Source organism: Methylobacterium sp. J-072 (assembly GCF_022829425.1).
In the GTDB taxonomy this organism is placed as follows: Bacteria; Pseudomonadota; Alphaproteobacteria; order Rhizobiales; family Beijerinckiaceae; genus Methylobacterium.
Map to the genome: position 1 here is coordinate 52,508 of NZ_JAKSYK010000196.1, position 15,676 is coordinate 68,183.

Consider the following 15,676-nt stretch of genomic DNA (forward strand, 5'->3'; position numbering starts at 1 on the left):
TGCAGGCCGCCATGCGTTCGGACACGCCCTACGATGTCATCGTGGTCGGGATTGGCGGGATGGGCAGTGCCGCGGCCTGGCAGTTGGCCAAGCGCGGTCAGCGCGTGCTCGGGCTGGAGCGATACGACATCCCCCACGCCATGGGTTCGTCCCACGGGATCAGCCGGATCATCCGTCTACCGTACTATGAGGATCCGGCCTATGTGCCGCTCCTGCACCGGGCCTACGCGCTGTGGCGGGACCTCGAGGCGGCGACGGGCGACGAAATCCTGGTGATCACCGGCTCCATCGACGGCGGCGCCGAGGAGAGCGATGTCTTTCAGGGCGCCCTGGCTTCGGCCCGGCTGCACGACCTGCCCCACGAGGTCCTCACTGCCAACGCGGTCAACGAGCGGTTCCCGGCCTACCGGCTCGCGGAGGGCATGCGCGCCGTCTATCAGCCCCAGGGCGGGCTCGTGGCCAGCGAGCGGGCGATCGTCGCCCACGTCCGGGCTGCGCAGGCCCACGGCGCGGAAATCCATGCTCGCGAGCAGGTTCTCGACTGGCAGGCGACCCCTGGGGGCGGGGTCGTCGTGCGGACCGATCACGGCACCTACGAAGCCGGGCGGCTGGTCCTGACGGCGGGGGCCTGGGCGGCGGACCTCGCCGCGCCCCTGGCCGGTCTTGCCGTCCCGGAGCGCCAAGTGCTGGCATGGCTCCAGCCACAGGAGCCCGCTTGGTTCGAGCCGTCGCGCTTTCCGGTCTTCAACCTGCAGGTGCCGGAGGGGCGCTACTACGGACTGCCCGTCTATGAGGTTCCGGGGTTCAAGTTCGGGCGCTACCATCACCTTGGGGAGACCGGCGCCCCCGACGCCGTGCGGCGGGAGCCGGATGCCGCCGACGAGCGCCTCCTGCGCGACTTCGCGGAACGCTACTTCCCCGCCGGCAGCGGACCGACCATGGCTCTGCGCGACTGCATGTTCACCAACACCCCCGACGAGCACTTCATTCTCGATCACCACCCGGAGCATCCGCAGGTCGTGCTCGCCTCGCCGTGCTCGGGGCACGGCTACAAGTTCTGCTCAGTGATCGGCGAGATCTTGGCGGACCTTGCCAGCGGCGACGGGCGGACCCGCCACGAGATCGGCTTCCTCGGCCTCGACCGGCCGGGCCTGCGCCCCGCCGGTCGGTAGTGCCGAAGGCGTCACGGGAAGGGAGCCGGCCGGGAAGGGAAAGAGCCGGGGCCTATACCCGCGGCGTGACCTCGAACAGGCAATGGTCGTGTGTGCCCTCCGCAGCGCAGTAGGCTTCCCGGGCCTGGAGATGCAGCGTCCGGCCCGAGGCCGCCGCCGCGTACTCGAGCGAGCCTTCGAGCCACGCAGCGAACATCGTGCAGACCTTGCGGCCGAGACGTCGGCGCTCCTCGTCCACGAAGGCCGAGTTCCGCAGGCGGACCGAAGCGGTGCCGGCGCCAAGATCGACGTCCAGTACCTCGAACTGACCCCAGCCGCGCTGGGTGATGCGCCGCATGTAGTGGTGGAAGGCCTCGAGGCCGTCCAGCCCGTGATGAGCAGCTTCCTTCTCACACCAATGGTAGGCCGAGCGATGGCCTGCGGGCCGCAGCACCTCGGCCAGCCGTTCGTGCCCCAGCTCCGTCTCAAGGGCAAAGTGGTTGTTGAGGAAGAAGTGCTGCGGCACCAGGATCATCGGCAGCGCATCGACGGACCAGCGCCCGGTGGCGTCGTCGACGTGGATCTCGACCTGCGGCTTGCCCATGGTCCTCACGCTCCCCACACGTCGCGCAGGAGCGCGACCCAGTTGCCGCCGATGACCCGTTCGATACGGGCGTCCGGCCAGCCACGGCGCTCCATCGCCGCCGTCAGGTTGGGCCACTCGCCGATGGTGCGCAGACCCTCGGGGTTGATCACCTCGCCGAAATCAGTGAGCCGGCGGCCATAGCCCTTGTCGTGGGTGATCCAGTCGAAGAACGGCCGGCCGTAACCCTGCGTGAAGTCGGTGCCGATGCCGACCTTGTCTTCGCCGCACAGGTTCAGGACGTACTCGATCGCCTCGACGTAATCGTCGACCGTCGATTCCGGCCCGCGCCTGAGGAAGGGCGGGAACATGGTCACGCCAACGAACCCGTCCCGCTCGGCAATGAAGCGTAGCTGTTCGTCGGATTTGTTACGCGGGTGCGCCTTCAGCCCGGCCGGAAGGCAATGGGAGTAGGCAACCCGTTGCTTCGAGGCGACAATCACGTCCTCGCTGGTCTTGGGACCCACATGCGAGAGGTCGGCTAGGACGCCGAGCCGGTTCATCTCGGCCAGCACATCGTGCCCGAAATCGGAAAGGCCGCCATCCCGGCTCTCGTAGCAGCCGGTGCCGACGAGGTTCTGAGTGTTGTAGGCCATCTGGATGATGCCGACACCGAGTTCCTTGAACAGGCCGAGATAGCCGATCTGGTCCTCGATGCCGGTGATGTTCTGCCAGCCAAGGATGATCCCGGTTTTCCCAGCCTCCTTGGCGGCCCGTATGTCGGCGGTGGTGTAGATTTGCGTGATCAGGTCCGTATGGTCGCGTAAATACGTTTTCCAGCGCATCACGTTGCGCATCGTCTCCGTGAAATTCTCCCAGACGCAGCAGGTGCAGTTCGCGGCGGTGAGCCCAGCCTTCCGCATGTCCTCGAAGACCGGTCGGCCGAAATCAGAGATGATCAGGCCGTCGATGACGATCGATCGGTCGTGCAGGTCGGACGGCATGCGCGGTCTCCGCTGGGGCTTCCGGGGTTTGGGTCGTCCTTGATCGACCCTTCTGTCGCACGACAGCTAGGACGTTTCCGTCATCGCATCGGTACGCACGCGCCTCGCTCCACGGTGGCACCGATGGCGCATCCGTTCAGGGGCCAGCGCGCTTGCGTGCTAGTCTGCTTATGGCCGCGCTGCCTAGTCTGCCCTCGAATTCAGACGGAGAGGCGGAATGGGTCGGATCATGCGGCGGTGCCTCGCGGTGGCGGCGGCGGGCACACTTCTCATTCCAGGATGGGCCGAGGCCAAGGACACGGTGAAGATCGCGTTCGTCGGTCCCCTCACCGGCCCGAACTCTCCGCACGGAATCGGTGCCCGCAACTCTGCCGAACTTGCCGTGAAGCTGTTCAACGCCGATCCGGCCCACACCTACCAGTACGAACTCGTCGTCCAGGATGATGAGTGTAAGCCGAACGTCGGCGTGCAGGTCGTGACAAAGCTCGGGTCAGACCGGAGCATCGCGGCGGCGGTGCCGCACTACTGCTCGGCCACCGCTATTGCCACCGTCGATGTGTTCCACCGCTTCAAGCTGCCGATGGTGGTGTGGGCGGCTGTGCTGCCCGAAATCACCTATGCCCACAAGTACCCAGAAATCCACCGGGTGAGCGGCATCCTGATCGGCCAAAACCGGGTCGGTGCGCAGTTTATGAAGGAAAATGGTTACAAAACCTTCGTCTCATTCGCCGACTCGACCGATTACGGCAAGTCGATGAACAAATATTTCACCGATTTCACCAAGGAAAATGGTGGAACCATTCTCGGAAACTTCGCGGTCGCGCCCGATCAACAGGATCTCAGCGCCGAACTGACGAAGATCAAGGAGCTTAATCCAGAGGTGATATATTTCGGCGGCCTTACGCCGCTGGGAACGCGCTTGCGGACCCAAATGGACAAGCTCGGCATCAAGGCGCAGCTCGAAGGCAATTCGGGGATCATGGGCGATGCGTTCATCAACGCCGTCGGGCCGGATCTCGCCGAAGGCACCGTGACCTTCTTCGATTCGCCGCCCCTCTCCAAGATGCCCGGCGGCGCGGCCTTCACTGAAAACTACAAGGCGGCGGGCTACCGGGAGCCGCCGGAGGCCTACGGCCCCTTCGCCTACATCGCCACCCACCTGCTGATGCAGCAGATCGAGGCGGTGGGGCCTGACCGGGCGAAGATCACCGCGGCGCTCGGTGACGTGAAGGACGTGCCCTCGATCGTCGGGCCGATCACCTTCGACGACCACGGCCAGAACATCACGCCGCTCACCACGAAGTACGTGGTGCAGGACGGAAAGTGGGTGGTCTGGGAGGACAGCGAGTACGCGAGCGGCAAGCGCAAGTTACTGCACCGCTGAGACCGAGCGATCGGAGACATGCGATGAGCGCGATCGGCCAGTACGTCCTCAACGGGCTCATGCAGGGGACGATCTACGGCCTCGTGGCGATGGGGTTCACGATCTTCTTCGGTGTGATGAACGTCATCAAGTTCTCCCATGGGGACGTGATGACGTTCGGGGCCTTCGGCGCCCTGGTCGCGGCGACTGCCGCCGCCGCCGCAGGGCTGCCGACGAGCGTGCAGATCCTGGCCGCCGTCTCGACGGCCGTAGGTCTCGCCGCGCTCCTCGGCGCCGGGATCTCCCGCCTCCTGATCCTGCCCCTGCGCTCCGCCCCGCCTCTTAACCTGCTGCTGATGACGATGATGGTCGGCACCGTGATCCGCGAGGCGATCCGGCTGTTCTTCCCCAACGGCACCAATTCGCAGCGCTTCCCCGCCCTGCTGCCACCTGGGGGGGCGACCGTCGGTGGTGTCTTCGTCCGCTACGACGGGCTGATCCTGATCGTGGCCGGGCTCCTGCTCATCGCCCTCGTCCAGCACATCATCAACCGCACCCGCTTCGGGCTCGCGATGCGGGCGGTGGCGGAGGATCAGGAAACCGCCCGAACGATGGGCGTCAACTTCTTCCGTGTCGTCCCCCTGACTTTCGCTCTCGGTTCGGCGACGGCGGGCTTCGCGGGGGTGATCTCCGGCCTGTACTATAGCGAGATCAACTACGGCATGGGCCTGTTGATCGCGGTGATCGGCTTCAGTGCGGCCATCGTGGGCGGCCTCGGCAATCTCTGGGGGGCGATCCTCGGGGGCTACCTCTTCGCCGGCCTCCAAACGGCGGTCGTCGCCGCCCTGCCGGCCTTCAGCGAATACAAGAACGTCGTCGCGTTCGTCGCCGTCATCGCCCTGATCACGTGGCGCCCCACCGGGCTGCTGGCCGAGCGCGCCAGCGAGCGCGTCTGACCTTTCCTCCCGCCCGGATGACGTACCGATGCTGATGCGCCACCGCTCCACCCAAGACGAGGTCCCCCGGGACGCACTGTCAATGGCGGCCGGGGTGAGAGCCCGGCGGACTTCGGATTTCGCGGTCTTCGCGGCCGTCGTGGCCGCCTGTGCCGGGGCGGTCGCCTTCCTGGTCCATGCGGAGGACCAGAGGCTCGTCCTCTCGACGCTGGTGGCCTGCGGGATTGCGTGGTTCGCCGCCGCCCGGTTCCGGGTGATCGCCGCCGTGGAGCGCGGCGCCGCCGGTCATCCCTGGCCGACGCGGCTCGTGCTGGTAGCGGCCTGCCTCGGCATCCTCGTCGTGCTGCGCGATGACAATTTCGGCCTCCTGATGCTGGCGACGGTGCTGATCTACGCCACGGTGTGTCTCGGTCTGACTATCCAGCTCGGCTATGCCGGCCTCTCGAATTTCTGCGCCGCGGCCTTCCTCGGCTGCGGTGGCTATACCGCAGCGGCCCTCGGCCAGGCCGAGGGAATCGCCATCCCGGACCTCGCGGGCATCCTGCTCGGGGGCGCCGTCGCCGTCGCGATCGGCTCGCTCCTTGTCCTGCCGCTCCTGCGGACACGAGGCCACTACGCCGCCCTGACGACCCTGGCCTTCGGCGTGATGTTCAACGTCTTCCTCGACGCCAACGAGATGCTCGGCGGACCGCAAGGTTTGAAGCTCGCGCCGATCACGTTGTTCGGCTGGGACTTCTCGAACGACCTCAGCCTGTTCGGCATGACGTTCTCGTTCTACGCCAACTACGTCCTGCTCTGCCTCGCCCTCACCGCGGCGGCCCTGGCGCTCGTCGGTCTCCTCGATCGATCGTGGATCGGCGTCCGTCTCGACGCAGTGCGGCTCGACGAGGTCGCCGCCCAGGTCTTCGGCCTGCGGATCGCCCGCTGGAAGATCCTCGCCTTCACCCTGGGTAACGTGCTCGCCGGGATGGCCGGGGCGATCTACGCCAAGATGACCGGATTCATCGCCCCCAACAATTTCACCCTCGGCGACTCGCTGATGATGGTGTCGATCGTCATCCTAGGCGGGATTGGCAACCGCTGGGGGGTACTGCCGGCCGCGCTGATCGTCGTCCTGCTGCCGGAGAAGCTGCAATTCATCCAGGAATACCGGCTTCTGCTCTTCGCGGTACTGGTGATCCTCGTCCTCGTCCTCAGCCCCGGCGGCCTGTTGCCCCGCCGTACCCGGACCCTCGTCGCGGGGCGTCGGGCATGAGCGTCCCGGCGGCAGCCCCCGCGATCCTGGAGGCGAAGGGCCTGTCCGTCCGCTTCGGCGGCCTCTTTGCCCTCAACGCCCTTGACCTGACGGTCCGGCGCGGCGAGGTGTTGGGTCTGATCGGCCCGAACGGCTCGGGCAAGACCACCTTCTTCAACGTGACGAGCGGCATCTACCCGGCGGCGGCCGGCACCATCGTCCTCGATGGCCGCGACATCACCCGCGAGCCCGCCCACGCGCTCGCCGGGCTCGGTCTCGCCCGGACCTTCCAGCGTTCGCGTCTGTGCCTGCCGCTCTCCGTCTTCGACAACATCGCGCTCGGCGCACAAGAGCGTCTACCGCAAGGTGTGATCGACAATCTTCTGCGCCGCCGCACTCTGGCGCGGACTGTCGCGGCCCTCGCCGAGGAGGCACGGGATCTAGCCCGGTTGTTCAACCCGGACCTCGCCCAGCGTCTCGACGAGCCGGCAGTCGCCCTCGGCATGATCGACCGCCGCCGGGTCGAGATCTGCCGGGCCCTCATCGGACGGCCGAAAATCCTGCTCCTCGACGAGCCCTCCGCCGGCATGACCCACGACGAGACCAACCAGCTCATCGACGAAATCCTCGACGTGCAGCGCAGCCGTGGCGATCTGACCGTTATCATCGTCGAACACGAGATGGGATTGATCGAGCGCATCACCGACCGCTGCGTCGTCCTCAACTACGGCCGCAAGATCTGCGAGGGCCGCTTCCGCGAAGTGGCCGCCGACCCGACCGTCCGCGAAGCCTATCTGGGGCATTCATGACCGCGCGCCTGACCATCGACGGCGTCTTCACCACCTACGACCGTGTCGATGTCCTCGACGACATCACCCTCGAGGTGGCCCCTGGGCGGATCACCTGCATCCTTGGCTCAAACGGCGCCGGCAAGACCACGCTGATCCGTTCGATCCTGCGTCTCACACCGCCGCACCGGGGCTCCATTTCCTTCGATGGGCGCAAACTCGACGGGATGCAGACGCACGATGTGGTCAGCCTCGGGATCGGCTGCATTCCCGAGGGCCGGCGGATCTTTTCCAAGATGACCGTCGAGGAGAACCTGCGGCTCGGCGCCTACCGCGTGTCGTCCGAGCGGGAGATCCGGCGTCGGCTCGACGGCGTGCATGCCGTCTTCCCGCGTCTCGCGGAACGGGCACGTCAGCTCGCCGGGACGATGTCCGGCGGCGAGCAGGCCATGGTGTCGATCGGCCGGGGGCTGATGACCGATCCGAAGCTCCTCGTGATCGACGAGCCCTCGCTGGGGCTGTCGCCGCTCTTCGTGCAAGAGAACTTCAATGTGATCGCCCGAATCAATGCGACAGGCGTCACGGTCCTGCTCGTCGAGCAGAACGTGAACCAGACCCTAGCGATCGCCCATTACGGCTATGTCCTATCCGGCGGGCGCATCGTGGCGCAGGGCTCCTCCGCGACGCTGCGGGACGACCCCGAACTACAACGGGCCTATTTCGGCGCTGTGAACTGACGCCAGCGTCCCGCTGTTCGCTCGCCCCTGGTCCGCCTCTTGCAGCAGGAGGCCGACCGGATCACAGTCCGGGCAAACGCACCGGATGGCATGACCACACCCCGGACAAAGCCGACCACACCCCTGCAGGCGGCGAGCCGTCGCAAGCTGTCGCTCGGTTTCGTGTTGCTGCCCCACTTCACCCTCGTGGCCTTCTCGACCCTGATCGACATCCTGCGCCTCTCCGCGGACGAGGGGGATCGCAGCCGACCCGAGCGCTGCTCATGGAGCTTGCTGGCCCCGGACCTGGAGCCGGTGACGTCGAGTTGCGGGATCCAGGTGAAGCCTTGGGAGACGTTCTCCGATCCGACCCGGTTCGATTACATCGTCGTCGTTGGCGGGCTGCTTGACCGGGAGCCATACAACTCCCGGACCCTCGCCTTCATGCGAGAGGCCCATTCTGCCGGGGTGCGCCTCATCGGCATCTGCACCGGCGGCATCGCCCTGGCCGAGGCGGGGCTGATGCGCGGCCGCCGCTGCTGCGTTAGTTGGTACCACTTCACCGATCTCGTCGCGCGGCATGACGATGTGATCCCAGTTGCGGACCAACTCTTCGTGGAGGATGGCCCGTTCATTACCTGCGCGGGCGGTCTCGCCAGCCTGGATCTCGGGGCTTGGCTCATCGACCGGCACCTTGGTCCGGGACATGCTCAGAAGAGCTTGCATATTATGGTCACCGACCGGGCTCGTCCCGCAGCCGGGGCTCAGCCCCAGCCGCCGAGCGCCGGGATCGTCGAGGACAACCGGGTCCGCCGGGCGATGCTGCTGATCGAGCAGAATCTCAGCACGCCTCAGCGGGTCGAGAAGATCGCGCAAACCGTGGGACTGTCGAAGCGACAGCTCGAACGGGTCTTCCGCAAGCTCGTCGGCAAGAGCGTCCAGGAATACTCACGAGACCTTCGCGTCCTCTATGGACGCTGGCTCCTGGCGAACTCGCCGCAGACCATCACGGAGGTCGCCACGGAATGCGGGTTCTCGGACGTATCCCACTTCAACCGCCTGTTCCGTCGCAGCTTCGGATGTTCGCCATCGACCATGCGTCGGGGTGACAGCCAAAGTTCGGCGCAGGCGTCGGAGGAGTGGGACAGCCTGCGGGCGTTTGCCGGATCTCCCGACAGCCAGGGCGATTTCCACCGTTACCTAAACGACGAACCGGCCGGGGTTCTCGGGATCGATCGGTTCCTGAGCTGTGAGCGGCGTCCCTACGCCCAGTAGCCCCCAGGCGGGGCTGGCGATTGGCTGGACGGGGTCGCCGCCGGCGCATCCGACGTCGGCACACAATCAAGGTCCCGACATGCGGACGGCGCTGCAGTGGCAATCTGCGATCCTGTCCTGCGCCCCCCTGGTGAGCCTGAGCAACTCCGCTTGGGCGCAGCGCGTGCTGCGGATCGGCATGACCGCCTCCGACTTTCCGCTGACCACGGGACAGGCCGAAGTACGGCGGCGAGAACGGTAGCTCATGGTGAGCTCAAGTCTGCTTAGGAGACGCCGCGGAAAGCGAGCGAATGGCCGGGATGGGCGCAAAGCGGAACGACCGGTTTTGCGCCCATCGGCGATCCGGCATGGCGTAGGTTGGCCGTAAGCGGCCCGTCCGCTCCTGAGAGGCTCTTCTGTAGAAGCAGACACCCTCCTATCGATCCCACTCGTCGAGGTTCGCCGAAGACTAGAAGAGGATCCCTCATCAGATTCGATCCCGGCCGGCCATTAAGTCTGGGCCGGCCGGGACTGAGCCTCACCCCTCCTTGAAGCCGTATTCCGGCGTGTCATCGTCGTTGCCATAATACTTGTACGGTAGGAACTTGCCCGACATGGTCAGCTTCACCCGGTCGCCCTTGTTGTTGGCCTCCCGGGCCATGTCCATGTTGAAGTCGATCGCCGACATGATGCCGTCGCCGAATTCCTCCTGGATCAGCTCCTTGAAGGTGGTGCCGTAGACCATCACCAGCTCGTAGAACCGGTAGATCAGCGGGTCGGTGGGCGGCATGGACGGGATCGAGCCGCGATAGGGCGCCTCGTTCAGCATCCGCTCCTCCGCGACGGTGAGGCCGAAGAGCTCGGCCGCCCGCTTGGCCTGGGCCTTCGGCAACTTCATCTGGCCCATGCAGGCCGCGGTGATCAGGAACGGCGAGAGGCCGCCGATCGCCTCGTGGATATGGGCCCAGCTCCAGCCCTTCTCGCGCTTAATGTCGAGGAGCTTCTCGGTGAGGTCTTCACGCTTCATAGGTTCTCTCCGGCTTGGAGCCGCCCCGGTGGAGCGACGCGTTTCTGAGGTCAGCATCGGACGGCCAAGGCGCGACGAAGCGCCTGTTCCCGTCCCGCTTCACGTGAGAGCGCGGTCCCGGGCCCAGGCCGTTGAGGGGCAGCGCGGTTTTGTGCCCGTGGACCGGAAGGGGTAAGCTGGCGTGGGTCAGGCCCGGCGGGCGGGTGGCTCGGCCGTGATCGCCGCGGCATCCGCATCGCTGAGCGCGGGCCGCACGACGGGCGGGTGGCGCGGGTCGTAATCCGCCGGCATCGCGTCGCGCAGGGTCTTAGAGCGCGTCACGAGGAAGTCGATTAGGTGGTTGCGCAGGGCGTAGTAGCCCGGCGCGTGGTGGAGCTGCGTGCGGTCGCGGTCTTTCGGCAGAGGGTTCTCGACGATCTCGGCGACCTTCGCCTCCGGCCCATTCGTCATGAGTACGATCCGGTCGGCGAGGTAGATCGCCTCGTCCACGTCGTGGGTGATCATGAACACGGTCTGCCCGGTCTCGACGCAGATCCGGCGCACCTCGTCCTGCAAGGTGCCGCGGGTGAGCGCGTCGAGCGCCGAGAAGGGCTCGTCCATCAGCAGGATCTTCGGCTCGATCGACAACGCCCGGGCGATGCCGACGCGCTGCTTCATGCCGCCTGAGAGTTCGGAGGGACGCTTGTGCTCGGAACCGGCCAGACCCACCGTCGCGATGGCATTCCGTGCGCGCTCCTCGACCTCGGCCTTCGAGGCGTTGCGCCAGCGCGAGGCCACCGCGTAGGCGACGTTGCCGAGTACCGTCCGCCACGGCAGCAAGGCGTGGCCCTGGAAGATCACCGCGCGGTCGAGGCTGGTGCCCTCGATCGCCTCGCCCGCCGCGATCACCACGCCCTCGGTCGGCGCCTCCAGGCCGGCGAGTATGTTGAGCACCGTTGTCTTACCGCAGCCCGAGTGCCCGATCATGCACACGAACTCGCCCCGCCGCATTGGCAGCCACAGGTCCTCGAACACAGTCGAGGTCTTGCCGCCGGGCGCCGGGTAGCGCCGGGCGATCCCCTCGATCGAGATAAATTTGTCGTCGGACATGGTGCGGGTTCCCGCGGCGACGGCGCTCGCGGAGCGCTGGAAGGGAATGATGCTCATCGCTTCACTCCGGAAAAGTTACGAGACGCTGGGCGCGGGCGAGCAGCTGGTCCAGGATCATACCGACGAGGCCGATCACCAGGATCGAGACGATCACGTTGTTGATTGAGAGGTTATTCCACTCGTTCCAGACAAAGTAACCGATGCCGGTACCGCCCACGAGCATCTCGGCGGCGACGATCACCAGCCACGCGATGCCGATGGAGATCCGCATGCCGGTGAGGATCGTCGGAGCGGCTGCCGGCAGAATGACGGTAAAAGCGCGGCGGATCGGCCCGACTTCCAAGGTCCGCGCGACGTTCAGCCATTCCTTGCGCGTGCCCGAGACGCCGAAGGCGGTATTGATCAGCATCGGCCAGAGCGAGCAGATGAAGATTACGAAGATCGCCGAGAGCCCGGAATCCTTGATCGTGTAGAGTGCGAGCGGCATCCATGCGAGCGGCGAGACCGGCTTGAGGAGCTGGATGAACGGGTCGAGCGCCCGCCCCATCAGGGGCGACATGCCGATGAGGAAGCCTACCGGGATCGCGACGATCACCGCGAGCAGGTAACCGAGCGCCACGCGACCGATCGAGTAGGCAAGCTGGATGCCGAGCCCCTTGTCGTTGGGACCGCGGTCATAGAACGGGTCCTTGAGATGCCTCCAGATCGTGGTGCAGACATCGAGCGGCCCCGGCATCGCCGACTTGCCGGTGGTGGCGGCCTGCCCCATCAGAGCGGCGTATTCGGGGCCCATGACCTGGGTCTTGCTGACCCCGCTGACAGCGACTTGCCAGATCAGCAAGAAACCGACGAGGAGCGAGAACGACAGCAGGGCCGCGCGCAAGGGAAGTCCGCGGGACATGATCAGCCGGCCTTCCGGATCTTGAACGATTCGAGGTAGTCCTTCGGCTTGTCCGGATCGAAGGTCTTGCCCATTACCACGAAGGTCTTGCTGGTCGCGGTTGGCGGGGTCTGACCTTCTTGCTTCATCAGCTTGGCGGCGTCTGTAGCGAGGAAAACCTTGTCGGCAACGGCCTTGTAGTCGACCTCGCCCTTCACCTGACCCCAGCGCTGCATCTGCGTCATGATCCAGATGGCGAAGGATGACCATGGGAACGGATCGAAATCGACTCGATCGGGCACCTTCTTCACGTTACCGAGGCCGTCGGCGAAGGTGCCGGTCAGCACCTGCTCCACCACCGTCACCGGTTGGTTGAGGTAGTTCGCCGGTGCGATCTGCGCGGCGATCTCCTTGCGGTTCTCCGCCTTGGAGGCATAGGCGGTGGCCTCGATGATCGCGCGGAGCAAAGCGGCGTAGGTGTTCGGAGTCTGGGTGATGAAGTCGTTCGAGGCCGCGAAGGCGCAGCACGGGTGTCGGTCCCAGATGTCCTTCGACAGGATGTGGATGAAGCCGACGCCGTCGTAGACCGCTCGCTGGTTCACCGGATCGGGCGCTAGGAAGCCGTCGATGTTGTCGGCGCGGAGGTTGGCGACCATGTCCGGCGGTGGCACGGCACGGATCTGCACGTCGGTGTCAGGGTCGATGCCGGCTTCCGCGAGGTAGTAGCGCAGCAGGTAGTTGTGCATCGAGTAGTCGAACGGCACTGCGAGCTTGAAGCCCTTCCAGTTCTTCGGATCTCGACGGTCCTTGTGCTTTATAGCCAGCGTGATCGCCTGGCCGTTCACGTTCTCTATCGCGGCCGCCGTGTACGGCGTTGGGTTCGAGCCGACGCCGAGCGAGATCGCGAGCGGCATCGGCGCCAGCATGTGCGCGGCGTCGTATTCCTTGTTCAGGGTCTTGTCGCGGATCACCGCCCAGCCGGCGGTTTTCACGACATCGACGTTCAGGCCCTGCTTCTCGTAGAAGCCCATCGGTTTCGCCATGATGATCGGCGTGGCGCAGGTGATCGGGATGAAGCCGACCTTGAGGTCCTTTTTCTCGGGCACGCCCGCAGCAGCGAAGGCCTCGGCGGCGAACTTCGTCGGGAAGAACTGGGCCACGGCCGCCATCGCGGTCGCCGCGCCGACGCTGCGCAGGAAGGCCCGGCGTTGGGCATCCTGAGGGAACAGCGCGCGTATCAACGCGCCGTCCACCACCCGCTGGATCTCGGCATCGCCGGAGAGCGAGGCTTCGTGCGCCGCCTGGCTCGCATGCTCGCCGCAGGTGCAGCCGCCTTGCGACAGGCGCCGCTTCGCGTCGAAGGGATTGTCGAACAGGGCCGTGGGGTCCTCGCGCAGACGGTGATGCTATGCCCCATCTGCGCAAGCGGTGTGCCAGCACCATAAATTCGCGAAAGCCTTTTCAATTCAGAGCGTTGGCGTTGTTCGTACGAATCACGAAATCTCGTGTAGTCTTAGATCTCGTAGCGTAATAACGATTTTTCGTAGTCGGAGCTGCTGATTTGGCGAATGAAACAGGCCATGACCTCGGACCGGTCTTTGAGCAGCACCGGGAGCCGATGCTGGTTCTCGATCCGGTGGGTGACCGGATCGTCGATGCCAACCCGGCCGCGGCGCGACTGCTCGGTTACGACCGCGTGGTGCTGCGGGCCATGGCTGCGAGCGCTCTGCACCCGGGTCAGTTGCCGGCGCTGATCGTGTTCACGCAAGGGGCACTAGCCAAGGGGCAATGGTGGTCGCAGTCTCTCATCCCCCGTCACGCGGATGGGAAGAGCCTGCGTCTCGAATACGCCGCGAGCCCGCTCGGCGACGGCCAGCTCCTCGTGACGCTGTTCGACCTCGACGCCCGCCGCCGCCGGGTGATCGACGGGCAGGCCGACCAGCACATGCGCGCCGGCATCGCCGAATGGCAGCGGATGGAGCGGATCTTCCGCGACATCGAGCGCGAGAACCAGCTGATCCTGCGGGCTGCCGGCGAAGGCATCTACGGGGTCAACGCCGACGGGGTGACGACCTTCATCAACCCTGCCGCCGAACGCATGCTCGGCTGGCTCGCCACCGACCTCGTCGGAAAGGACATGCACACCACCGTACACCACACCCACCCCGACGGGGCGCAGTACCACCACCACGATTGCCCGATCTACGCGGCTTTCCGCGACGGGGCGGTGCATCAAGTCGACAGCGAGGTCTTTTGGCGCAAGGACGGTACGGCATTTCCCGTCGAGTACACGTCGACGCCGATCCGCGACCGCGGGCGGCTGCTGGGCGCGGTGATCGTGTTCCGCGACATCAGCCAGCGGCGCGAGGCCGAGGAGCGGCTGCGTAGCGCGCTCGCCGAGGTCGATTCCCTGCGCGAGCGGCTGGAGTTGGAGAACGCCTACCTAAAGGAGGAAATTAGGCTGGAGAGCCACCACCAGGGCATCATCGGTCGCTCGCCGGCCATTGAGGCGACGTTGCGCCAGATCGACCTCGTGGCCGGCACCGACGCCACCGTGCTGATCACCGGCGAATCGGGCACCGGTAAGGAGCTGATCGCCCGCGCGATCCACGAGGCGAGCCGCAGGCGCGACCGCCCGCTGATCCGCGTGAACTGCGCGGCGGTGCCACGCGAACTGTTCGAGAGCGAGTTCTTCGGCCACGCCCGCGGCGCGTTCACCGGTGCGCTGCGCGATCGCGTCGGGCGCTTCGAACTCGCCGACGGCGGCACGCTGTTCCTCGACGAGGTCGGCGAGATCCCCCTCGACCTGCAGGGCAAGCTGCTGCGGGTGCTGCAGGAGCGCTCGTTCGAGCGCGTCGGCGAGGAGCGCACCCGTGCCGTGGACATCCGGCTCGTGGCCGCGACCAACCGCAACCTCAAGGAGGAGGTGCGCCGCGGGCGGTTCCGAGAGGACCTGTATTTCCGCCTCAACGTCTTCCCGCTAGCCGCAAGTCCGCTGCGCGAGCGCCCCGAGGACATCGCGCTGATCGCCCAACACTTCCTCAAGGGTGCCGCCCGCCGCCTCAACATCCCCGAGCCGCGTCTGACCGAAGGCGACGCCCGCCGCCTCGCGCGCTACGCCTGGCCCGGCAACGTGCGCGAGCTTGAGAACGTCATCGAGCGCGCCGCCATCCTGGCCGTGCGCGGCCGGCTGCGCTTCGATCTGCCCGAGACCGAGCCCCCGGGCCGGGCGGAGGCCGCGCCGCCCGCGCTGCCCGCCGACCGGCCGCTGACGGAGGTTGATCGCCGGGCGCGCGACCGCGCCGAGATCGCCGCCGCCCTGGCGCTCACCGGCGGCAAGGTGTTCGGCCCAGGCGGCGCGGCCGAACTGCTCGGCCTACGGCCGACGACCCTGGCTTCGCGCATAAAGATGCACGGACTTAAACAATGAAGGATAAATGACTAAGTCTCTGCAAATCTTAAAAATCAATTTATCATTGCAAAAAACCATAATTGTACTGATTCTGGCGTAATAACAATATTTTATTGCAAATACTTCATCGATCCGGATATCGAATTGTGATTATTGTCATATTTGCAGCAGACAGCCTTATTTACCTTGTTCTCAAGATGAAGTTCTGCATTTTTCTTG

At 65.8% G+C, this 15,676-nt stretch carries 14 protein-coding genes; 8 read left to right on the forward strand and 6 right to left on the reverse strand.

Going from position 1 to position 15,676, the window contains the following annotated elements; translation table 11 throughout:
• Positions 1–11 precede the first annotated feature (11 nt).
• Positions 12–1,172: an N-methyl-L-tryptophan oxidase gene (gene solA / locus MKK67_RS26000; protein ID WP_243957430.1), complete on the forward strand. Its 1,161-nt coding sequence runs from the start codon at positions 12–14 to the stop codon at positions 1,170–1,172.
• A 52-nt stretch (positions 1,173–1,224) separates the two neighbouring features.
• Here solA and MKK67_RS26005 read toward each other — a convergent pair whose 3' ends face one another.
• The gene (locus tag MKK67_RS26005) at positions 1,225–1,755 is read right to left on the reverse strand and encodes a 4-vinyl reductase (RefSeq protein ID WP_243943940.1); all 531 of its coding nucleotides are present in this window, start codon (positions 1,753–1,755) and stop codon (positions 1,225–1,227) included.
• A gap of 5 nt (positions 1,756–1,760) precedes the next feature.
• Complete coding sequence (locus tag MKK67_RS26010; protein ID WP_243957429.1) at positions 1,761–2,738, reverse strand: dipeptidase; 978 nt, start codon at positions 2,736–2,738, stop codon at positions 1,761–1,763.
• Between the two features lie 217 nt (positions 2,739–2,955).
• On the opposite strand from MKK67_RS26010, the gene MKK67_RS26015 reads away from it, so the two are divergent.
• From MKK67_RS26015 to MKK67_RS26040, 6 genes are all read left to right on the forward strand, one after another.
• Positions 2,956–4,122 (forward strand): branched-chain amino acid ABC transporter substrate-binding protein, encoded by a 1,167-nt coding sequence (locus MKK67_RS26015; protein WP_243957428.1) that lies wholly within the window; start codon positions 2,956–2,958, stop codon positions 4,120–4,122.
• Between the two features lie 23 nt (positions 4,123–4,145).
• Complete coding sequence (locus MKK67_RS26020) at positions 4,146–5,057, forward strand: branched-chain amino acid ABC transporter permease (RefSeq protein ID WP_243970943.1); 912 nt, start codon at positions 4,146–4,148, stop codon at positions 5,055–5,057.
• Positions 5,058–5,085: 28 nt separating this feature from the next.
• The gene (locus tag MKK67_RS26025; protein WP_243957427.1) at positions 5,086–6,312 is read left to right on the forward strand and encodes a branched-chain amino acid ABC transporter permease; all 1,227 of its coding nucleotides are present in this window, start codon (positions 5,086–5,088) and stop codon (positions 6,310–6,312) included.
• Positions 6,309–7,100: an ABC transporter ATP-binding protein gene (locus tag MKK67_RS26030; RefSeq protein ID WP_243957425.1), complete on the forward strand. Its 792-nt coding sequence runs from the start codon at positions 6,309–6,311 to the stop codon at positions 7,098–7,100. The genes MKK67_RS26025 and MKK67_RS26030 overlap by 4 nt, the downstream gene beginning before the upstream one ends.
• Entirely contained in the window at positions 7,097–7,816 is a 720-nt protein-coding gene (locus MKK67_RS26035; protein WP_243957423.1) for an ABC transporter ATP-binding protein, read from the forward strand. Before MKK67_RS26030 ends, MKK67_RS26035 begins: the two co-directional genes overlap by 4 nt.
• Before the next feature lie 90 nt (positions 7,817–7,906).
• Positions 7,907–9,070: a GlxA family transcriptional regulator gene (locus MKK67_RS26040; RefSeq protein ID WP_243957421.1), complete on the forward strand. Its 1,164-nt coding sequence runs from the start codon at positions 7,907–7,909 to the stop codon at positions 9,068–9,070.
• Positions 9,071–9,587: 517 nt separating this feature from the next.
• Here MKK67_RS26040 and cynS read toward each other — a convergent pair.
• The 4 genes from cynS to MKK67_RS26060 all read right to left on the reverse strand — a co-directional run bounded on the left by cynS (position 9,588) and on the right by MKK67_RS26060 (position 13,442).
• Entirely contained in the window at positions 9,588–10,076 is a 489-nt protein-coding gene (cynS, locus tag MKK67_RS26045) for a cyanase (protein ID WP_243957418.1), read from the reverse strand.
• A gap of 186 nt (positions 10,077–10,262) precedes the next feature.
• On the reverse strand, positions 10,263–11,165 hold the full coding sequence (locus MKK67_RS26050; RefSeq protein ID WP_243970978.1) for an ABC transporter ATP-binding protein: 903 nt from the start codon (positions 11,163–11,165) through the stop codon (positions 10,263–10,265).
• Positions 11,166–11,226: 61 nt separating this feature from the next.
• Positions 11,227–12,066 (reverse strand): nitrate ABC transporter permease, encoded by an 840-nt coding sequence (gene ntrB, locus MKK67_RS26055; RefSeq protein WP_243970946.1) that lies wholly within the window; start codon positions 12,064–12,066, stop codon positions 11,227–11,229.
• A 2-nt stretch (positions 12,067–12,068) separates the two neighbouring features.
• The gene (locus MKK67_RS26060; RefSeq protein WP_243970980.1) at positions 12,069–13,442 is read right to left on the reverse strand and encodes a CmpA/NrtA family ABC transporter substrate-binding protein; all 1,374 of its coding nucleotides are present in this window, start codon (positions 13,440–13,442) and stop codon (positions 12,069–12,071) included.
• 221 nt (positions 13,443–13,663) lie between these two features.
• Here MKK67_RS26060 and MKK67_RS26065 point away from each other — a divergent pair, with 221 nt between their 5' ends.
• Complete coding sequence (locus MKK67_RS26065; RefSeq protein ID WP_243970982.1) at positions 13,664–15,475, forward strand: sigma 54-interacting transcriptional regulator; 1,812 nt, start codon at positions 13,664–13,666, stop codon at positions 15,473–15,475.
• Positions 15,476–15,676 lie beyond the last annotated feature (201 nt).

What these genes read in the sequence shown, in the direction of transcription:
- MKK67_RS26065 (WP_243970982.1), top strand. Translation starts at nt 13,664, where the DNA reads ATGCTGGTTCTCGATCCGGTGGGTGACCGGATCGTCGATGCCAACCCG.
- MKK67_RS26020 (WP_243970943.1), top strand. Translation starts at nt 4,146, where the DNA reads ATGAGCGCGATCGGCCAGTACGTCCTCAACGGGCTCATGCAGGGGACG.
- ntrB (WP_243970946.1), bottom strand. Translation starts at nt 12,066, where the DNA reads ATGTCCCGCGGACTTCCCTTGCGCGCGGCCCTGCTGTCGTTCTCGCTC.
- MKK67_RS26030 (WP_243957425.1), top strand. Translation starts at nt 6,309, where the DNA reads ATGAGCGTCCCGGCGGCAGCCCCCGCGATCCTGGAGGCGAAGGGCCTG.
- solA (WP_243957430.1), top strand. Translation starts at nt 12, where the DNA reads ATGCGTTCGGACACGCCCTACGATGTCATCGTGGTCGGGATTGGCGGG.
- MKK67_RS26035 (WP_243957423.1), top strand. Translation starts at nt 7,097, where the DNA reads ATGACCGCGCGCCTGACCATCGACGGCGTCTTCACCACCTACGACCGT.
- MKK67_RS26010 (WP_243957429.1), bottom strand. Translation starts at nt 2,738, where the DNA reads ATGCCGTCCGACCTGCACGACCGATCGATCGTCATCGACGGCCTGATC.
- MKK67_RS26005 (WP_243943940.1), bottom strand. Translation starts at nt 1,755, where the DNA reads ATGGGCAAGCCGCAGGTCGAGATCCACGTCGACGACGCCACCGGGCGC.
- MKK67_RS26015 (WP_243957428.1), top strand. Translation starts at nt 2,956, where the DNA reads ATGGGTCGGATCATGCGGCGGTGCCTCGCGGTGGCGGCGGCGGGCACA.
- cynS (WP_243957418.1), bottom strand. Translation starts at nt 10,076, where the DNA reads ATGAAGCGTGAAGACCTCACCGAGAAGCTCCTCGACATTAAGCGCGAG.
- MKK67_RS26050 (WP_243970978.1), bottom strand. Translation starts at nt 11,165, where the DNA reads ATGTCCGACGACAAATTTATCTCGATCGAGGGGATCGCCCGGCGCTAC.
- MKK67_RS26025 (WP_243957427.1), top strand. Translation starts at nt 5,086, where the DNA reads ATGCTGATGCGCCACCGCTCCACCCAAGACGAGGTCCCCCGGGACGCA.
- MKK67_RS26040 (WP_243957421.1), top strand. Translation starts at nt 7,907, where the DNA reads ATGACCACACCCCGGACAAAGCCGACCACACCCCTGCAGGCGGCGAGC.